We start from the raw sequence: 16801 nt of genomic DNA on the forward strand, positions 1-16801 counted from the left end.
AAAGTGAGCAGCCTTATCCTTTAAGAAACATCTTTCTGTTAGGATACGCGGCGTGAATCTATCTCACTGATATAAGTACTCCGATACTTCACTTAAATATACATTAGCTAAATACCCATCCTGTAATTATACATGAAGGTTATTTCCCGAATTCGTCATCATGGAGAGATTTCATTTCGATGAAAAAATCACTCATTGTTTGTTCTATTACCTTCACCACCCTCTTGGCGGGTTGTGCTACCGAATCTTCGCGTTCGCTCGAGGTGCCAAAGGTTGCCTCCTACAATACGGCGTATCAAGGCGTGCGTAGCCCGATCGCCGTCGGCAAATTTGATAACCGTTCCAGCTATATGAATGGGGTGTTCTCCGATGGCGTTGACCGCTTGGGTAACCAGTCAAAAACCATCCTGATCACCCACCTGCAGCAGACTGGCCGTTTCAACGTGCTGGATCGCGCCAATATGGATGAGCTGAAAGCCGAAGCGGGTATCAAGGGCCAACAGCAAACCCTGAAAGGCGCAAACTATGTGATCACCGGTGATGTTACCGAGTTCGGTCGCAAGGAAGTGGGCGATCAGCAACTGTGGGGCATTCTGGGCCGCGGTAAATCACAGGTCGCCTATGCCAAAGTCAACCTGAACGTGGTTAACGTGCAAACTTCTGAAGTCGTTTACTCCAGCCAGGGCGCAGGGGAATACACCCTGTCGAACCGCGAAGTGATCGGTTTTGGTGGCACGGCAAGTTACGACTCAACCCTGAACGGCAAAGTGCTGGATCTGGCCGTGCGCGAAGCGGTTAACAACCTGGTTGCAGGGATCGAAAGTGGTGCGTGGCGCCCAACTAACTAACGGATTATAAAAACAATAATGATGACTAAAAAAATGGGCGGCGTGCTGCTGGCAGCAACTCTGTTAGGCGGCTGTGCTACGCCACAAAAACCTCTTTACAACTGGGATGGTTACCAGAAAACGGTATACCAATATTATCAGCAGGACGCTTCTAGCCCGGAAGAGCAGATCGCCGCGTTAAAAGAAAGCCTCGAAAAATCCCGTGCGAAAGGCCAAGCCGTTCCACCAGGGTTACATGCTCATCTCGGTATGCTGTACGTTAAAACCGGGCGCACCGAATTGGCGATGGCTGAATTCAACACTGAAAAATCCCTGTTCCCGGAATCAGTGCCGTTCATGGATTTCCTGATGAGCAAAGATAAAGGGAGTTTCAAATGAAACGTGCATTAGGTCTTTTGGCTGCGGTTGCAGTACTGCTGCTGGCGGGTTGCGCCAAGAAACCCGCTTATGATTACACCGCCTTCCACGCAAGCAAGCCAAAATCGATCCTGGTTTTGCCGCCAACCAGCCAGTCTCCTGACGTCAAAGCCAGCCACAGTGTGCTGTCTACCGCGACCTTACCGCTGGCAGAAGCGGGTTACTACGTGCTGCCGGTCGCCGTGGTGGAAGAAACTTTCCAGCAGAATGGGTTGACCAATGCCAACGATATCCGCGCGGTCAGTACTCAGAAGCTGCATAAGATCTTCGGTGCTGACGCCGTGCTGTATCTGGATGTCACCCAATATGGCACCAGCTATATCGTGATCGGCAGTGAAACCCGCGTTACCGTGAATGCCAAACTGGTCGATCTGCGCACGGGTAAGCAGTTGTGGGCGGGCAGCGCCACTGCCTCCAGCAACGAGAACAACAGCAATTCGGGTGGTGGTCTCGTCGGGATACTGGTTACTGCGGCGATAAACCAAGTTGTAGATACCATCAGCGACAAAGGCTTCGATATTGGTGCGATTGCCAATACGCGTCTCCTTTCCGCCGGGGAAGATGGTGCCATCCTGTATGGCCCACGCTCACCTAAATACGCAGGTCAGCGTTAATCAACATCTCAGGCAGCCGCAAGGCTGCCTGATTTAAGCCATTGAAATCGCTTGCCACTGACGCATAAAAATGTCCACCAGCCCGAAAAGCTCGTCGCGGGTTGCGCCATTACGCGCCTGCACCGACATGCCCTGAATAACGCTCACGAGATACTTCCCTAATAACGCACAATGGGTGTTACCAGGCAGTTCCCCTTTACCAACGCGGCGTTCGAGACACTCAATGACCTTTTGTTCCGCGGAATTACGCTGTTGGCTAAGCTGGTTGAATAACGCATCATCTGCGGCAGACATACCAAAGGTGGCCGCCACCATAAAGCAGCCGGAAGGCGTTGCGGCATCGGTGAACCATTCAGCGCTTGTGCGCAGCAGTTGTTCAATCACCTGCGGTAAGGGCAGTTCATCCTGATCGAGGATCGCATCCCTGGCCTGACCGTAAGTCGCCAGATACTTTTCCACCGCCGCGCAGAATAGCCCCTCCTTGCTACCAAACTCCGCATACAGCGAAGAAGGCTTGATTCCGGTGCCATCAATCAATTCAGACATCGATGTAGGTTCATAGCCAAAACGCCAGAACAGGTTCATCGCCTTTTCCAGCACGCTGTCGCGGTCAAATTTTTTCGGCCTGCCGCGCACGGTTACCTCTTTTTGATTTTTACTCATGTCCACGGTTCCCAACCTGCCCTGCCAAATTTATGGAACGATCATTATAAAGTCTAGTGCTGAAGATAATCGCCACCTTACATTAAAATAATGATCATTACAAAAAACTATTGCACAGGTTAAATTCTTCGCGTAGGGTTTAAATAACAAACGTTACGAAAATATCAAGATAACACATCTTGCTGTTTTAATTATCAAAAGGACTCTTGCTATGAAAAAAATTACCATTACCGTTGCCGCTTGCCTGTTCTCGGTATCAGCACTGGCGGCACAACCCACCCAACAGCCAAACCTGCATCCAATGGGTAGCGTGACAGTTTCGGCCATGACAACGCTGGCCGAGGCTGAAAAAGGCATTGCGGAACAGGCGAAAGTGAAAAGCGCCAGCCACTACAGAATTATTTCTGTCTCCGGCAAGAACAAACTGCATGCCAGCGCAGTGATTTACCGCTGATTACGCTTAGTAAGGAATGACATTATGAGACTACAAGCCTTATTAGGGATTGATACACCGGTAATTCAAGCTTCTATGGTGTGGTTAAACTCAGCTGAACTTGCCGCTGCGGTATCTAACGCAGGAGGATTAGGAGTATTGGGCCCAAATGCCGGGCGCAAAAGGGCTGATGGCGGGATCGCTAAAACCGCCGAGGATTTTCGGCAGGAAATCATTAAAACCCGGGCATTAACGGATAAACCCTTTGCCGTTAACTACCTGCTGCCGATTGAAGGCGTCGAGATCAGCTTTAAATATGCCGAACCCTTACTGGAAGTGATCCTGCAGGAAAAGATCAATATCGTCATTACCAGCGGCAAAGATGTCACCAAAGGCAAGAAATACATTCGCAGGCTAAAAGACGCTGGCGTGATCGTGATTCACCGCGAAATTTCACCGACGGTTGAAAACTCGATACTGGCAGAAAAAATGGGAGTGGATGCGATTATCATCACCGGACACGAGGCCGGAGGGCACCTGAGCGAACACCGCATCAGTACTTTGGCCCTGTTGCCCCAGGTCACCGATGTGGTCAAGATCCCAGTGATTGCCGCCGGTGGCATCTATAACCAGAAAACGGCAAAGGCCGCCACGGCCATGGGGGCTGCGGGGGTATACGTGGGCACGCGTTTTATTACCACCTTTGAATCACCGGCCAGCCTCAACACCAAAGAGGCGATCGTTAACGTTTTGTCTGAGGAGCTGATCGAGATTAATACTCCGGCAGGAGACGTACGAGTCATCGTCACCGAAAGCATCCGCGCTGGGCGAGGAGACAGTGAGGTCGGCATTATCAAAACAGGCATGCTGGACGGCGATCACCAGCACGGCGTGATCACCGTTTCCGAATCAGCGGGAGGTATTGAAAAGATCAGCAGTGCAAAAGACGTTGTCTGTGAGCTTTCTTACGCTTTTAATTAGCAGCAAAACGCCCCCAACCATCAGGAAGGGGGCGCTTCATTTCCCACCAGATTAAAACCACTGGCTATTGATTCAGAAACTTATCCAGAAACTGTTTAGTGCGCTGATGCTGCGGGTTGGCGAACAGCTCTTTCGCCGGCCCCTGCTCCACAATGCGGCCATGATCCATAAAGATGGCGCGATCGGCAACATCACGGGCAAAGCTCATTTCATGCGTCACAATCACCATGGTGCGTTTCTCTTCTGCCAGAGCGCGGATGGTGTTGAGCACCTCGCCTACCAGTTCGGGATCGAGCGCCGAGGTCGGTTCATCAAACAAAATCACCGCCGGTTGCATCGCCAGCGCGCGAGCAATCGCCACGCGCTGCTGCTGGCCACCAGAAAGACGCTTGGGGTAAGCCTGCTCTTTGCCACTCAGCCCCACCTTCGCCAACAGTGCGCGGGCACGTTCTTCTGCACTGGCTTTCGCCTCACCTTTGACGATCACCGGCCCTTCAATAATGTTTTCCAACACCGAACGGTGCGGAAACAGATTAAAGCTCTGGAAAACAAACCCCACCTGCTGGCGCAGAGCACGCACCTGCTGCTTCTGCTTGCTCAGCGGGCGCGCACCGTCAATCTCGATATCCCCTACGCGGATGGTGCCTGATTCAGGCACTTCCAGCAGGTTGATACTGCGCAGCAAGGTGGTTTTGCCAGAACCACTTGGCCCGATAATCGCCACCACCTCGCCGGAGTTCACCTCGAGATCGATACCGTGCAGCACCGTGTTCCCTTTGAACTGTTTGACCAACTGTTTTACTTCAATGGCACTCATCGGTTACTCCTGATCCTGACGGTTAACGTGCGCTTCCAGGCGATTTTGCAGCGCAGAAAGCAAGGTTGCCATCACCCAGTAGATCAGCGATGCCGCCAGATACATAGCAAACACCTCCAGCGTGCGTGAGGTAATCAACTGCGCCTGCCGGAACAGTTCTGGCACCTGGATGGTCGCAGCCAGCGATGTATCCTTGACCAGCCCGATAAAGCTGTTGCCGAGCGGCGGTAACGCGGTGCGTGCCGCCTGTGGCAGAATCACCCGGCGCATTGTCTGCCATGGCGTCATGCCGATACTGGCTGCGGCTTCCCATTGCCCTTTGTCAATCGACGAGATCGCCGCACGCAGGGTTTCCGAAGTATACGCCGCAGTATTCAGTGAAAGGCCAATCAGCGCCGCAGGGAACGGATCCAGCTCAATGCCAAACTGCGGCAGACCGTAATAGATCATAAACAGTTGTGCGATCAGCGGAGTGCCACGGAATAGCGAGACATAAATGCGGGATAACCAGGATACCGGCCACAATGGCGAAAGGCGCATCAGCGCCAACAGAAAACCAAGCATTAACCCCAGTGCCATGCCCCCCAAGCTAAGCTGGAGAGTCAACAGAGCACCCTTTAATAAAAATGGCGCTGAATCCAGCGCCAGTTGGATACTCTCATGCATTATTTAGTTACGTCCGCGCCAAACCATTTTTCAGAGAGCTTTGCCAACGTTCCGTCTTTCTGCATCTCAGCAATCGCCTGATTGATGGCAGCCAGCAGTTCCGGATTGTTTTTACGCACCGCAACACCCGCTTCCTGGCGGGAGAAAGCGGAACCGGCAACCGCTAGCGTATCGCCGGTTTTCTTCACCAGATCCAGCGCAGCCAGGCGATCGACCAGAATGGCGTCAATACGGCCTACGCGCAGATCCTGATATTTGGTTGGGTCATCATCGTAGGTGCGCACGTCAACACCCTGCACATTTTCACGCAGCCATTGCTCGTAGTTGGTACCCAGCCCAACCCCGACCTTTTTGCCTTTCAGATCGTCAGCCTTGGCGATCGTGCCTTCGTTGCCTTTCTTCACCAGCGCCTGAATACCCGAAACGGTATAAGGCGTTGAGAAGTCATATTTTTTCTTACGCTCGTCGGAGATGGTGACCTGGTTGATCACCACGTCGATACGTTTGGACTCCAGCGAAGCCAGCATGCCGTCCCATTTGGTTGGGTTCAGCTTGGCCTTCACGCCCAAGCGCTCAGCAAGCGCATTGGCGAAATCCACTTCGAAGCCGGTGAGTTTGCCGTCTTCCCCCTGGAAGCTGAATGGCGGGTAAGTCCCTTCCAGCCCAACAATCAGCGTACCGCGTTGTTTGACCTGATCGAGCAGGTTATCAGCCGCATAGGTTTTCACGTTCAACCCGGTGACCAACGCAACGGCCATCACACCCAACAGGCATTGACGACGAATTTTAGAAAAGACCATAGACACCCCATCTGTTGTTTATCTTTTTTGATATCAGGACTTTAACAGTCATTTCGACTGCATAAAGGAATATAAATTAATAAATATAGTTCAAAGTGGAATATATCAACATTCCGCGTAAAACGGATATACCCCTATGAGGTATAGCTCATCTCACACCTGTGGATGATAAGCAAACAGCGCCGGAGCCCCGCCGGTGTGAATGAACAGGATCGGGCCTTCGTCGCGGAAACGTTTCTGGGCGATGCCGTCAATCAGGCCCGCCATGGCTTTGCCGGTATAAACCGGATCGAGCAGCACCCCTTCCTGTTGCGCCAGCAGTTGCACCGCCGCCATGCCTTCATCATTCGGCATGCCGTATTGCGGCGCAAAATAGTCGTCCCACAAAGCGATCGGCGCCAATGCCTCAATGCCTAGAGAACAGGCCAGCGCTTGCTGAATTTGCTCAACCTTCGGCAACTGATCGATCACGGTGCGTGAAACGGTCACGCCAATCAGCTCGCTGTCTGGCAGCAACTGCTGCAGGCCAACGGCTAAACCGGCGTGGGTTCCAGCACTGCCAGAAGCCACGACGACAGAACTGAAAGCGATATCGCTGCTCTGCGCAGCAATTTCCAATGCACATTGCACATAACCCAGTGCCCCCAGAGCGTTAGAACCGCCAACCGGCACCACATAAGGCCGGAACCCTTGTGCTTCCAGGCGCGTAGCCAAATCTGCCAACTGCGTCTGCGGATCGTGCAAGGCATCACACATCACCACCTCAACGTTGAACAGATCGAGCAACAGACGGTTACCGTTGCTGAGGTAGTTTTCCGCTTTAGTATCGATAGGGTTTTCCAACAACGCCACGCAGTGCAGGCCCAATTTGGCCGCTACAGCGGCCGTCTGGCGCACGTGGTTTGACTGGATAGCACCGGCAGTCACCAGCGTATCAGCACCAAGGCGCAAGGCGTCTGCAGCCAGAAACTCCAATTTTCTCAGTTTGTTACCGCCCATCGCCATCGGCGTGACATCGTCACGCTTGATGTAAATGTCGCGGCCGAGATAATCAGAAAGGCGAGATAACTTTTCGAGCGGTGTGGCTGAGCCAACAAAATCCAAGCGCGGGAACTGCGCCAGTTGCTGTTGCAGATTCACAACTTCCCCCTAGGGAATAAAAATAACGACGTCCAAGTGATAGATTTATCAGATGTGCTCTAAATAATCACTCTTTATTCGTGGCAGGAGATAATGGGCTAATGAACCGCTCGAGAATGGAATAAGGATGAGCAAGGTAACAGATGAATGCCGCCAAAACCCACCTATGGTATCAGAGGGTGGGTTTAGATATAGGAGGTCAGTAGCTTTTTTGCCAGGCCAGATACTGATCGTATTTACGTAGCGCAATACGATAGTTAGCGTGTGCCGCGTACGGAACATCATCAATAATACGCTGGTGGCTAATTCCGTCGGCAAACTGCTCGGCAGGATAATTGTGCGCCACCAGCATTTCATCCAGCCGGCGCAGACGCACAACGTATTCCCGAATAGTGCTGTGATTCATCTCAGTCTGTTCAAACAGATACTGTTTAAACGCCATAATATCGAAGTAGCTGGGAGCGCTGTTATAAGCGATTTCGCTGCAGAAACGGCATAGCGCCGTCAGTTCGCTTTGTACGTTGAGCCAGACCTGCTCATCAATCGACTTATCCATACGGGCAATGGTTTCTTTGCTGATGATTTTCCCGCGGAAAACCAGTGCCATACGATCAAGCACTTTACCACACTGAGAACAGTGGGTCTGGCTGTGTTTATAATCTTTCAGGTAGCGGCTAAGCGGCCGTTTCTTGGATGGTATTATTCTTGGCATATCGTGCAATCCGTTTCAGTAATCAGGTTGAAAGGCTGCAGGCTGGCGGGCAACCTGACTTGCAGGCGCAGCGCCTCGTGGAGTACTAACGGTACATAGCGATGCCAGAGAGAATTTTTATCTATTTACGCCTTCGGCGGTATACAGATCGCTCACTATGTCTAAACCTGCGAATAAGAGGGTCATAGCTATTATCCGCAAGGAGCAAAGCGCCAATCGGCAGAACAGCCGTACAAAATGCGCCTTATTTGCCCTTTGTCTTCTGATACAGACGTAAAAAAGCCCCGCCAACCTGCTCGGGGCTTTTGCGTCCAAATCTGCCAGCGAATAAATTAGCGCAGCAGGCTCAGCACGTTCTGTGTTGACTGGTTGGCCAGTGCCAGCAATGGAGGTTACTTTTCCCATCGCACTATCGATAGTGACTTTTTAAGACTGGGTACCAGCACCAATCGCGTACAGATCACCCGTTGCATCATCGGTTTTATAGCTAACGGGGGCTGCTTTTTTACTTTTCGCCAATGGCGCAAATAACGCTGTTTTTCTCTCTTCTACTGCGCCATCGCTTTTTAGATTTTTACGTAAACTTTTCTACTAGCGTAGCCGATAACGCCAAGAATGAGTCATTGACCCTAGGAGAATCACGAATGGCATCGATTAGTTCATTGGGCATCGGTTCAGAGTTGGACCTTAATAACTTGCTGGATAAACTGAGCAACGCAGAACAACTACGCCCGACGCCGTATACCACTCAGCAAACCAGCTATAACGCTAAACCGACCGCATATGGCACCTTGAAAGGGGCGTTGGAAAAATTCGCTTCGCGCACGGCTACTGATGAAACAAGGGAATATTGTTGGCAAGGGGCAAGCCATCTCGAAGGCGATTAATATAATCGATAATGGCCTGAAGCACGGGCTTAATCATGAACAGGGAGGGAAAATTGCCGATAACCTTGCCGCACTGTATGACTATATAATACGCCGTTTGATGCAGGCCAATCTGCATAATGATACGGCAGCTATTGAGGAAGTCATCAATTTGCTGGAAAACATTGCTGACGCCGAGCGCCAAATTTGCCCGAACTATCAACCTGCACAGGACGTCGTGTAATGGAACAACAACTGTTATCTACCTATCAACATATTTACAACCTGAGTAACCAAATGATCGCCCTGGCTCAATCCCAGCAATGGGATGCACTGATTGAGTTGGAAATGACCTACCTTTGCGCCGTTGAAAAAACCAGCAACTTCGTCGCTGCCAACGGCTCATCTGCGGTACTGCAGGAGATTTTGCACCACAAGCTGCAGCGGATCTTGGACAATGAAGCTGAGCTGAGACGATTATTGCAACTGCGCATGGATGAATTAAAAGTCTTGATTGGGCAATCCACACAGCAAAATGTCGTTAACAACACCTACTGCCAATTCTATGACCAGGCACTGTTATTAGGAGAGCCGCAGTCCAGATGAGTCTCAATCCCGATTATTTATTTTGAACAAGAAATAATACAAGATGCTATTATTAGCCTGCTTTATAATAACAGCGCTATGGTGCACTTGATTAACTCAAATGACATATCGTGCATGAACCTAAAAATTCACGCATGGCTTTTTTATGGATAACTCTGCTCCCGATATGGATGTTTTATGTTCAACAGGAAATTGACTTGTGCCCCATATTTTACTGAATAGTAACCTAAGGCAGATGGAAAAATGTTGCCGACGCGCAACGCAAAGCGTAAAGATATTCTCAGATCATGACTATGAAATGAATATCAATGGCACGCACAATTAATCTTAATCCCGGGATCGGGGCATCGGCACACCTAATTCAGCATTCTGGACTGGTGCTTACGTCCCTCTATTTTGAATACACTCACCTGTATCTGATACCGCAAGGCCAGACACGCGTGCGGTGGCAACAAGCGGATGTGGTAGCACATGCCGGTCAATTACTGATCGTCAACAGCAGCCAGACGGTGGATATTCTCAACACCGCTGCGGATAACGGCACCTTCAGTTGCCAACTGCTGATTTACGATCCTTTGCTGTTCAGTACCCTGTTTTGTGCGGTTGATCCCTCACCGCCCGCACCATTCAGTGGCGTCTTGGCGTTAAGCACCTTATCCAAGCGCATTTTTACATAGTTTCGAAGCAACAGCCCAAGCTCTGGCGCTCGACGCACTTTTCCCACTGGTCATCACTCGTCATAAGATGCTTGAGATTCTGCTCTGGCTGGCCTACCTGGGCATCCGTTTTTACCAAACGAGATCACACGCCTAACGCAACGCGTGCGTCACTGTCTGGCCACCGATCCGCACAGTATCTGGACAGCCGCAAAAGTGGCACAGAGCTTGTCGATGAGTGAAGTGATGCTGCGCCGTAAACTGTCGGCAGAGAATATCACCTTGCGCGACCGGATGATCGATGTACGTATTTCTTTGTTATTGCTCCGCCCATTGTTGGCCTTGCAGAGTAAACCGCAGAAGATTCCAGCGGCTGAAGCTAAAATTGCAACTTGTCGACCAAGCATCTAAGGGGTGGCCACCGTAGGTGGCCCTGGATTTTAACTGGATTTAACCAATAAAATTGTCAATATGATTAACGCAATCAGCATAATAAAGCTAAAAAAACGCCATCTCATCTCACTTTTTGAACTCATTATATTACCTGCATTAAGATATTAAAAAGCACTTTTAATCATTTTCCACTTACCAACTATAGCGCTGCGAAACTTATAAAAACAAACATCTCTCACCTAAAAAACGCTCTCATCTACTAAAAATGATCTTCCCATATTCTTTTTTCATACTCCTCAAATGATTTCATTTAAAGCATAAACGTTAGCAGATAATTGAAAGGAAGTTAAATCTACCAATAATACCTCACCAAGACGCTGAGACGTGAAACGGAGTTGTGTGAACGCTGGCGTGGAAGAAAGAGAAAACCACCCATAACGCGCCTGCTCGACAGGTAATAACCCTTAAAAGCCTCCTCAGTTTCACCAACAAGAATTTCCTCAAGGAATAATCTGTGAAAAAAGGTGCTTTTTGGATACTATTTATGGGATGACGATCTCGCATCCGTCAGTGTTCCGGGCCCAGCCAAGACGGCTTTACACCCACATGGTGGTAACAAACCGCATATTCTCTTGGCAAAAAGTCTGCGCCCCCTCTCCCGGCAATCTCATTACATATGTATATTTAATGTTTTCTCATTAAAATCTGTTGAATTATATATATTAATATCGAATTGAAATAACAACAACCATCATATTGGTGAAGCAAAAATTAAGAAAAATCCTTATAAAAAGTAGGAATGCAATTATTTTCCGGTATTTTAATTGACAGCCAGCTCAATTCGCTCAAGTATTAGATTCACTAATCAATTATCATGGAGAGCAGTAAGATGGAGTTTTTGGTGGCATCCCTGATGGCCTTGTGTGTGTTTTCCTTCAGGAAACATTCTAATATCATTGACGCGAAAAAAATTGGGGTCTCGCGCAAGAAGCATCGGCGGCGTTCAAGACACAGAGTTTCTTTAATCTATTAATCAGTAAATTGGCATCAATTATCCCCCTTAACAAAATTTTAAAAACTTTGTTGATCGTTCCCTCAGTTTTGTAGAACGATACCGGCCCAGAGTATGCAAACTAGGCGATATTCGTCATTTTTTCGCGTTACAAGCTGAGTTATGGTTGCAACCGCTTGATAACTTGAGCACCAGGGAATGTGTTTAACTATTGTTCAATTAGTATTTTTTTGACGCTTTTTGGCTACACCGGCATGCTCATAATCTCTTGATAAGCGGCTACCAGCTTATTTCGCACCTGTATACCTAACTGCAGCGAAACCGACGATTTCTGCAAATCGACCATCACGTCATTCAGGCTGCTTCCCGGCACTCCTAAAGCGAAATCCTGCGCCTGCTGGCGTGCGCTCTGTTGGGTGGAGCTGATTTTACCGAGCGCAATCTTCAATTCACTGGCAAAGCTGGTATCCAGCGCCAAATTACCGGGTGTCACACCGCCAGCCTGTATCGCCCTGCCCTGCAACTGCTGCCCCCCTTTCAATACCTTAAATTGTCATAGGACCCCATTTCATTTACGCCATATGTTTCTCTGATGTTGTGCAACCTACCACAGCATTTTCCGGTTAACGCCCTTAATTAGCTGTAAAAATTCCGGTTTATCGAGCCACAACTCTTGGCCTTGAGCGCAAACATTGGTATGTCAAAAAAGGGGGCCATTCCTTTTGTGCGCCCGTAAAGAACCGTGTATCAGGGAGCCAGTTTTGTCACAACACAACGCTAACCATCATACCGAGAATCGGCCAGGCAAGGGACCAGCATGAATGCCTCGACCAATGCCTGCGAACCTCAGCATAGCGGCCTTCAGGCTATGTGGAGCCGCCTGCGTGCCAACCCGAAAATGCCACTGCCGATCGCCGCCTCTGCGACAATCGCCATTGTGGTAGCGCTGCTGTTATGGGCGAAAAGCCCGAATTATCAGGTGCTGTATAGCAATCTCAGCGGTTGCGACGGCGGGGCCATTATCACGCAGCTATCGCAGATGAATATCCCCTACCGATTTACCGAGAACGATTCTGCGCTGCTATTCCCGGCAGAGAAAGTGCACGAAACCCGCTTGCGCCTAGCGTACGTGCTCAGGTCACCGCACAGATTGATCAGTTGATCGGACTTTTCTACCGCCACGCGAATGCTGCCGGATTCGCCCGCCTTGGCGCGGGCTTTCGGGGCTTCTGCCGCAATGGTCAGGAGTACGCTACCAGGTGGTGCTTCCGGCTGCGCTTCGCTGAGCGGGCGCGGTGAACGCAATCTGTTCCATTTCCAGCACAAAACACAACACTGCGCTGATCGCCTCTTCTCTGGCTGAGGTCAGCAACGTGACTTCCAGGCTATTTTCGCTCTGCTGTGGATGTTGGACTTCCCCCAGACTACCCAGTTCTTCCAGCATCAACGGAATTTCGCTCGGTTTCAGGCCGCTCAGGCAGATACACACGCCCTCGTCGCTCGCTGCAGTTGACTCCACGATTGGGGGGGCTATGGCCAGAGCCGCTGCGGACGTACCCTGCTGCTGTGCTTCCAAAGCCAGTTGCCGCAGTACGCCTTCAGGCTGGCCGATTTCCATCGCATTGCTCTCCACATTTTCGTGTTCGATGCTCTGCTGGATTTCTTTGTTCAAAACCAGGATCGTGATACGCCGGTTAATGGCGTCTTCAGCACCATGCTGCTTCAGGCTCATGGTCGACGCCATGCCGAGCACCTGCGGCACCTTTCCTTCCGCCAAACCGCCACCGATCAGTTCTCGCCGTGAGGCATTGGCGCGATTGGCTGACAGTTCCCAGTTGCTGTAATAGCGTTCGCCTGTGGCATAAGGCAGATCGTCAATATGCCCCGCCAGGCTGATCCGGTTCGGCAAGTCCTTCAGCACCGGAGCAATGGCTCGCAGGATATCGCGCCTATAGCTTTCCACTGCGCACTGCCGGACTTAAACATCGGCCGGTTCTGGCTGTCGATAACTTGGACACGCAGCCCTTCGTCCATCATGTTGATCAGCAAATGCGGGCGCAGCGCCTTCAGGCGAGGAGCGGACTCAATCAGTTCATTCAGCTTATAGCGCAGCTTGTTCAACCGCAGCTCTTCCGCCCGTTTTTCAGGTGAGTCCACCTGTTTACTCACCAATCCATCCTGTTGAGTGGGATCGTCACCGCCACCTAGGAGCAGCGCAGAGGAATAACATAAACACAGCACGGGCCACTCCATGGCCCCGGTGTGCCGGGCTCCTGCGTTTTATTGTTTGTTTTTGGTTTCAATAAATCGGCATAGGTGCAGGCTCAAACCGCACGCTTAACCTGCTCGTCCAGCAGTTGAGGAGTAATATCGGTCAGTTGCGGCGAAAGTTTACGTTTTTTTACTGCGCGGGAAGGTGGTTGGCATAAGCTGCAAACAAAGCTGTTAACTGGTTGGTAGGCATGGGTAATGAAGATGCCATGACAGCAATTGCAGGCAGAAAGCTGCAACATGCCGCTGTCGACGAAACGTACCAGCGTCCAGGCGCGGGTCAAAGCCAACAATGGCGCTTTATCTGGCTGTTGTGGACACTGTTCCAGGTACAGACGATAAGCCTTGATCACTACTTCCACTCCCCGACATTGCCCACTGTTCAGCAGGAAACGGTAGGCGTTATAAAACATGGATGAGTGAATGTTCTGTTCCCATGTCATAAACCAGTCAGTAGAAAACGGCAGCATGCCTTTAGGCGGTGGACTGCCACGTAACTCCTTATAAAGTTTGATTAAACGCCCGCGGCTAAGTTGCGTTTCGCTTTCCAGCATTTGCAAACGTGCCCCTAGGGAGATCAACTCCATAGCGAGTTGAATATCTTTCGCTTCCTGCACAATGCTTTTATCGCTCATCATCAGGCCCTTTTCTTTGTCGTGCCACCGCTTTTATCCGGTAGCCCTTGCAGTAAATGGCTTGATAGCAAAATCCCAGTGTGGATTTGCTGCAGATCGTCCACACGGGACTCTTTGGTCAAACGTTCAATAGTATTGTGATCGTTGAAACGAAAATGACAGACTAATTGATTGGTCTCTGCCAATTTGACCATTTGCGGCAACGTGAGTTGCGACAAGGCATCGGCCATAGTTTCGTCAATCCCCAGGCGGAACATTGCAGACGCCTTCTCGTCATTTATCAAACGCTGCGCCAAAAGCAAATATGACAAGTTGATATCATAAATATGTTTAAGTAGTTCAGACGTACCCATATTCCCATCCCGACAGACTATGTTTAAAAACATACGCTGGGTGATAAACTTATCGCCCGTGATTTGGGTTTATTCCCGAAGTTGGCAAACAGATCTCTTCATGTCAACCATGACAATGCTGAAGCCTTACTCCATTAGGGCCGCGTTACTCAGTATTTGGTACGTATATGAACCAATCGGTCTAGATATACAGTAACCCCGCTTTATGACACTTTCGTCATAAAACTATTTTACAAATTATTAGGATTATTCCGAATATCGGTATAACTCTACCTCTGAACCTTTAGCATACACAACGAGGGCGGTAGGTTATTTTAAAAAAAATGCAATACAAGTCACAAAAATAAAAAATACTTAAGAAAAGCATCAAGATGCGAGCCTGTTTTTTGAATCATTGTAGTTCAAAAAGCAACCAAAAGTAAGAAAGAGTCTTAAAAATATTGTTTACTCGCTTAAAAACACACTTTTTTAGATCAGTTCGAACAAACATTTCTCCAAAGCCAAATAACAGGACGAAAAACCGAAAATTTATAATAAATCCATTAATAACAATTATTTAGATTGAAAAACCCACATAAATATAAAATAACACATGTAAATTATAAGGTTTTATCATTTCAAAATTGACGTAATATCCTAAAAAAAACACTGTTTCAATTTCAACCATAGAGCTCCTATCCGATTAGAGATTGTACTTTATGGTTTTGAACAACAAAACAAAAGCAACATGATGTTTCAAAAATAATGAAAAGTACCATCATCATGACCAGAGTCATCACCAATAGGAGATGGCTAAAACGGCTATCGTTACAAATTATTAAAATATTAATTTTTTTCTTTCGTAGTTACTCCTTTAATTTATTGTCATTCCAAGCGCGAATTTTTTAGCTTTCAACTTTATACTTTTGAAAGGCGCTATATAGATAAACCTGACTGCTATTCACCCTGTTTTAATTTTTTCTTATTATAATCCTGCCATTTATCCTCTCAAAAATAATTTACCTGCTGTTATTTTATTGCCCAAAAGCAGATGACTTTCACTCTAAAGATAAGAAAATTTACTACTGTTTCATGCTTAGGTAAGCGTCTTATAAGAGCATATCATCGTTTTCAAACCGCCACTCAGAAGAACAATGAAATCTTAAAGTGTGTTCGACGACTTAAGTCATCAGACCAGGTGCTGGCGCCAAAGAATATAGTTACTGCAGACCACTAACATTTTGCAACACGGATAGGCACCGTGAGCACCTCGCTGTCTTCCTGCTCCCTCTTGCATGAGTATTGCCATGCTCAAAATGGCAAAGAAAATAGTTTCCCAACGCGTTCACCTAGGAATATCCCTAATTAATGCTTTGCACGCTCAGGAATATTGCCGATATGGCTGGCACATATTATCATTCCCTATGCGCTCACAACGCCATTAGGTTTATTTTGTTGTCGCGTGATTCGTTTGTTCATTTTCTTTGTTTGTGTCCGGCGGCGCATCTCAGCTCACGGTTACCCCGTAAGCAGGTGATGTTTTTCTTACTGTTTCAAAATAATTAACAGGCTACATTTCAACCATGACCAATACCATCGATTATCTGATGACATTTCGCAAATGCTCAAGTTTGGACAGCTTAGAAAAAGTCTATGACAAGCTTAATTACTCCATCACCAACGATAGCGAAATGAGTAACATGTACCGCGCAGCCGATCATCGCCGCGCAGAATTGGTGTCAGGAAAGCTATTCGACCTAGGAAAAGTACCGAAGTCACTGTGGGCGCAAGTGCTTTAACTGCCCACGATTACGCGCGCGCTTCTTTTTATCTTTTATGGCGGATCGTCTTGCCTACCCCAAGATTTGCTGCCGCGCGTGATACGAAACACATTTATTGGGTTGCCAAAGTTCTACCCTTTAAGCAAATCATCAAGCTA

Annotated in this window: 19 protein-coding genes and 5 pseudogenes; 12 read left to right on the forward strand and 12 right to left on the reverse strand. The window is 48.8% G+C overall.

Going from position 1 to position 16801, the window contains the following annotated elements:
* Positions 1 to 179: 179 nt before the first annotated feature.
* From BMI79_RS06485 to BMI79_RS06495, 3 genes are read left to right on the forward strand one after another with little or no spacing between them, the layout of a single operon-like run.
* Positions 180 to 848, forward strand: coding sequence for a CsgG/HfaB family protein (locus BMI79_RS06485; RefSeq protein ID WP_076941336.1), 669 nt, complete (start codon positions 180 to 182; stop codon positions 846 to 848).
* Positions 849 to 866: 18 nt separating this feature from the next.
* Positions 867 to 1226: a DUF4810 domain-containing protein gene (locus BMI79_RS06490; protein ID WP_076941337.1), complete on the forward strand. Its 360-nt coding sequence runs from the start codon at positions 867 to 869 to the stop codon at positions 1224 to 1226.
* Complete coding sequence (locus tag BMI79_RS06495; RefSeq protein WP_076941338.1) at positions 1223 to 1879, forward strand: DUF799 domain-containing protein; 657 nt, start codon at positions 1223 to 1225, stop codon at positions 1877 to 1879. Before BMI79_RS06490 ends, BMI79_RS06495 begins: the two co-directional genes overlap by 4 nt.
* A 33-nt stretch (positions 1880 to 1912) precedes the next feature.
* Here the strand turns inward: BMI79_RS06495 and BMI79_RS06500 are convergent, their stop codons facing one another.
* Positions 1913 to 2542: a TetR/AcrR family transcriptional regulator gene (locus tag BMI79_RS06500; protein ID WP_076941339.1), complete on the reverse strand. Its 630-nt coding sequence runs from the start codon at positions 2540 to 2542 to the stop codon at positions 1913 to 1915.
* Positions 2543 to 2753: 211 nt separating this feature from the next.
* On the opposite strand from BMI79_RS06500, the gene BMI79_RS06505 reads away from it, so the two are divergent.
* Positions 2754 to 2996, forward strand: a complete 243-nt coding sequence (locus BMI79_RS06505; protein ID WP_076941340.1) for a YdgH/BhsA/McbA family protein — start codon at positions 2754 to 2756, stop codon at positions 2994 to 2996.
* 24 nt (positions 2997 to 3020) lie between these two features.
* A complete protein-coding gene (locus BMI79_RS06510; RefSeq protein ID WP_076941341.1) occupies positions 3021 to 3956 on the forward strand; it encodes an NAD(P)H-dependent flavin oxidoreductase in 936 nt (311 codons plus the stop codon).
* 64 nt (positions 3957 to 4020) lie between these two features.
* Here the strand turns inward: BMI79_RS06510 and tcyN are convergent, their stop codons facing one another.
* The 6 genes and pseudogenes from tcyN to fliA all read right to left on the reverse strand — a co-directional run.
* Positions 4021 to 4773 (reverse strand): L-cystine ABC transporter ATP-binding protein TcyN, encoded by a 753-nt coding sequence (gene tcyN / locus BMI79_RS06515; RefSeq protein ID WP_076941342.1) that lies wholly within the window; start codon positions 4771 to 4773, stop codon positions 4021 to 4023.
* Positions 4774 to 4776: 3 nt separating this feature from the next.
* Positions 4777 to 5439 (reverse strand): cystine ABC transporter permease, encoded by a 663-nt coding sequence (gene tcyL, locus BMI79_RS06520; RefSeq protein ID WP_076941343.1) that lies wholly within the window; start codon positions 5437 to 5439, stop codon positions 4777 to 4779.
* Positions 5439 to 6239 (reverse strand): cystine ABC transporter substrate-binding protein, encoded by an 801-nt coding sequence (gene tcyJ / locus BMI79_RS06525; protein WP_076941344.1) that lies wholly within the window; start codon positions 6237 to 6239, stop codon positions 5439 to 5441. The genes tcyL and tcyJ overlap by 1 nt, the downstream gene beginning before the upstream one ends.
* 153 nt (positions 6240 to 6392) lie before the next feature.
* Complete coding sequence (locus BMI79_RS06530) at positions 6393 to 7379, reverse strand: D-cysteine desulfhydrase (protein WP_076941345.1); 987 nt, start codon at positions 7377 to 7379, stop codon at positions 6393 to 6395.
* A gap of 199 nt (positions 7380 to 7578) precedes the next feature.
* The gene (gene fliZ, locus BMI79_RS06535) at positions 7579 to 8091 is read right to left on the reverse strand and encodes a flagella biosynthesis regulatory protein FliZ (RefSeq protein WP_076941346.1); all 513 of its coding nucleotides are present in this window, start codon (positions 8089 to 8091) and stop codon (positions 7579 to 7581) included.
* 20 nt (positions 8092 to 8111) lie between these two features.
* Positions 8112 to 8247: pseudogene (gene fliA, locus BMI79_RS23295) on the reverse strand (RNA polymerase sigma factor FliA); the annotation flags it as partial.
* A gap of 488 nt (positions 8248 to 8735) precedes the next feature.
* Here fliA and BMI79_RS06540 point away from each other — a divergent pair.
* From BMI79_RS06540 to BMI79_RS24560, 5 genes and pseudogenes are all read left to right on the forward strand, one after another.
* Positions 8736 to 8906 (forward strand): annotated as a pseudogene (locus BMI79_RS06540) (flagellar cap protein FliD N-terminal domain-containing protein); the annotation flags it as partial.
* A 1-nt stretch (position 8907) separates the two neighbouring features.
* Positions 8908 to 9201, forward strand: a pseudogene (fliS, locus tag BMI79_RS06545) (flagellar export chaperone FliS); the annotation flags it as partial.
* Positions 9201 to 9563, forward strand: a complete 363-nt coding sequence (gene fliT, locus BMI79_RS06550; RefSeq protein ID WP_076941347.1) for a flagella biosynthesis regulatory protein FliT — start codon at positions 9201 to 9203, stop codon at positions 9561 to 9563. The pseudogene fliS and the gene fliT, both read left to right, overlap by 1 nt.
* Positions 9564 to 9940: 377 nt before the next feature.
* Entirely contained in the window at positions 9941 to 10240 is a 300-nt protein-coding gene (locus BMI79_RS24555) for a hypothetical protein (RefSeq protein ID WP_143555409.1), read from the forward strand.
* A 213-nt stretch (positions 10241 to 10453) separates the two neighbouring features.
* Complete coding sequence (locus BMI79_RS24560; protein ID WP_158069106.1) at positions 10454 to 10630, forward strand: hypothetical protein; 177 nt, start codon at positions 10454 to 10456, stop codon at positions 10628 to 10630.
* Positions 10631 to 11868: 1238 nt separating this feature from the next.
* Here BMI79_RS24560 and fliE read toward each other — a convergent pair.
* Entirely contained in the window at positions 11869 to 12165 is a 297-nt protein-coding gene (gene fliE, locus BMI79_RS06560) for a flagellar hook-basal body complex protein FliE (protein ID WP_076941349.1), read from the reverse strand.
* Between the two features lie 276 nt (positions 12166 to 12441).
* Here fliE and BMI79_RS06565 point away from each other — a divergent pair.
* Positions 12442 to 12750: pseudogene (locus BMI79_RS06565) on the forward strand (flagellar basal-body MS-ring/collar protein FliF); the annotation flags it as partial.
* A gap of 126 nt (positions 12751 to 12876) precedes the next feature.
* Here BMI79_RS06565 and BMI79_RS24565 read toward each other — a convergent pair.
* The 4 genes and pseudogenes from BMI79_RS24565 to flhD all read right to left on the reverse strand — a co-directional run bounded on the left by BMI79_RS24565 (position 12877) and on the right by flhD (position 14883).
* Positions 12877 to 13068: a hypothetical protein gene (locus BMI79_RS24565; protein ID WP_422066815.1), complete on the reverse strand. Its 192-nt coding sequence runs from the start codon at positions 13066 to 13068 to the stop codon at positions 12877 to 12879.
* 81 nt (positions 13069 to 13149) lie between these two features.
* Positions 13150 to 13844 (reverse strand): annotated as a pseudogene (locus BMI79_RS24105) (OmpA family protein); the annotation flags it as partial.
* Positions 13845 to 13948: 104 nt separating this feature from the next.
* Complete coding sequence (gene flhC, locus BMI79_RS06580) at positions 13949 to 14533, reverse strand: flagellar transcriptional regulator FlhC (protein WP_156293893.1); 585 nt, start codon at positions 14531 to 14533, stop codon at positions 13949 to 13951.
* A complete protein-coding gene (gene flhD / locus BMI79_RS06585) occupies positions 14533 to 14883 on the reverse strand; it encodes a flagellar transcriptional regulator FlhD (RefSeq protein WP_076941350.1) in 351 nt (116 codons plus the stop codon). Before flhD ends, flhC begins: the two co-directional genes overlap by 1 nt.
* A gap of 1562 nt (positions 14884 to 16445) precedes the next feature.
* Between flhD and ydgT the strand changes: the two genes are divergently transcribed.
* On the forward strand, positions 16446 to 16661 hold the full coding sequence (gene ydgT / locus BMI79_RS06590) for a transcription modulator YdgT (protein ID WP_076941351.1): 216 nt from the start codon (positions 16446 to 16448) through the stop codon (positions 16659 to 16661).
* Positions 16662 to 16801: the final 140 nt, after the last annotated feature.

Origin of the sequence: Serratia oryzae (assembly GCF_001976145.1) — a bacterium.
Classification (GTDB): Bacteria; Pseudomonadota; Gammaproteobacteria; order Enterobacterales; family Enterobacteriaceae; genus Chania; species Chania oryzae.

What these genes read in the sequence shown, in the direction of transcription:
- BMI79_RS06510 (WP_076941341.1), top strand. Translation starts at nt 3,021, where the DNA reads ATGAGACTACAAGCCTTATTAGGGATTGATACACCGGTAATTCAAGCT.
- fliZ (WP_076941346.1), bottom strand. Translation starts at nt 8,091, where the DNA reads ATGCCAAGAATAATACCATCCAAGAAACGGCCGCTTAGCCGCTACCTG.
- tcyJ (WP_076941344.1), bottom strand. Translation starts at nt 6,239, where the DNA reads ATGGTCTTTTCTAAAATTCGTCGTCAATGCCTGTTGGGTGTGATGGCC.
- BMI79_RS24560 (WP_158069106.1), top strand. Translation starts at nt 10,454, where the DNA reads ATGAGTGAAGTGATGCTGCGCCGTAAACTGTCGGCAGAGAATATCACC.
- ydgT (WP_076941351.1), top strand. Translation starts at nt 16,446, where the DNA reads ATGACCAATACCATCGATTATCTGATGACATTTCGCAAATGCTCAAGT.
- fliT (WP_076941347.1), top strand. Translation starts at nt 9,201, where the DNA reads ATGGAACAACAACTGTTATCTACCTATCAACATATTTACAACCTGAGT.
- tcyL (WP_076941343.1), bottom strand. Translation starts at nt 5,439, where the DNA reads ATGCATGAGAGTATCCAACTGGCGCTGGATTCAGCGCCATTTTTATTA.
- BMI79_RS24565 (WP_422066815.1), bottom strand. Translation starts at nt 13,068, where the DNA reads ATGCTGGAAGAACTGGGTAGTCTGGGGGAAGTCCAACATCCACAGCAG.
- BMI79_RS06505 (WP_076941340.1), top strand. Translation starts at nt 2,754, where the DNA reads ATGAAAAAAATTACCATTACCGTTGCCGCTTGCCTGTTCTCGGTATCA.
- flhC (WP_156293893.1), bottom strand. Translation starts at nt 14,533, where the DNA reads ATGATGAGCGATAAAAGCATTGTGCAGGAAGCGAAAGATATTCAACTC.
- flhD (WP_076941350.1), bottom strand. Translation starts at nt 14,883, where the DNA reads ATGGGTACGTCTGAACTACTTAAACATATTTATGATATCAACTTGTCA.
- BMI79_RS06500 (WP_076941339.1), bottom strand. Translation starts at nt 2,542, where the DNA reads ATGAGTAAAAATCAAAAAGAGGTAACCGTGCGCGGCAGGCCGAAAAAA.
- BMI79_RS06485 (WP_076941336.1), top strand. Translation starts at nt 180, where the DNA reads ATGAAAAAATCACTCATTGTTTGTTCTATTACCTTCACCACCCTCTTG.
- tcyN (WP_076941342.1), bottom strand. Translation starts at nt 4,773, where the DNA reads ATGAGTGCCATTGAAGTAAAACAGTTGGTCAAACAGTTCAAAGGGAAC.
- BMI79_RS06495 (WP_076941338.1), top strand. Translation starts at nt 1,223, where the DNA reads ATGAAACGTGCATTAGGTCTTTTGGCTGCGGTTGCAGTACTGCTGCTG.
- BMI79_RS06490 (WP_076941337.1), top strand. Translation starts at nt 867, where the DNA reads ATGATGACTAAAAAAATGGGCGGCGTGCTGCTGGCAGCAACTCTGTTA.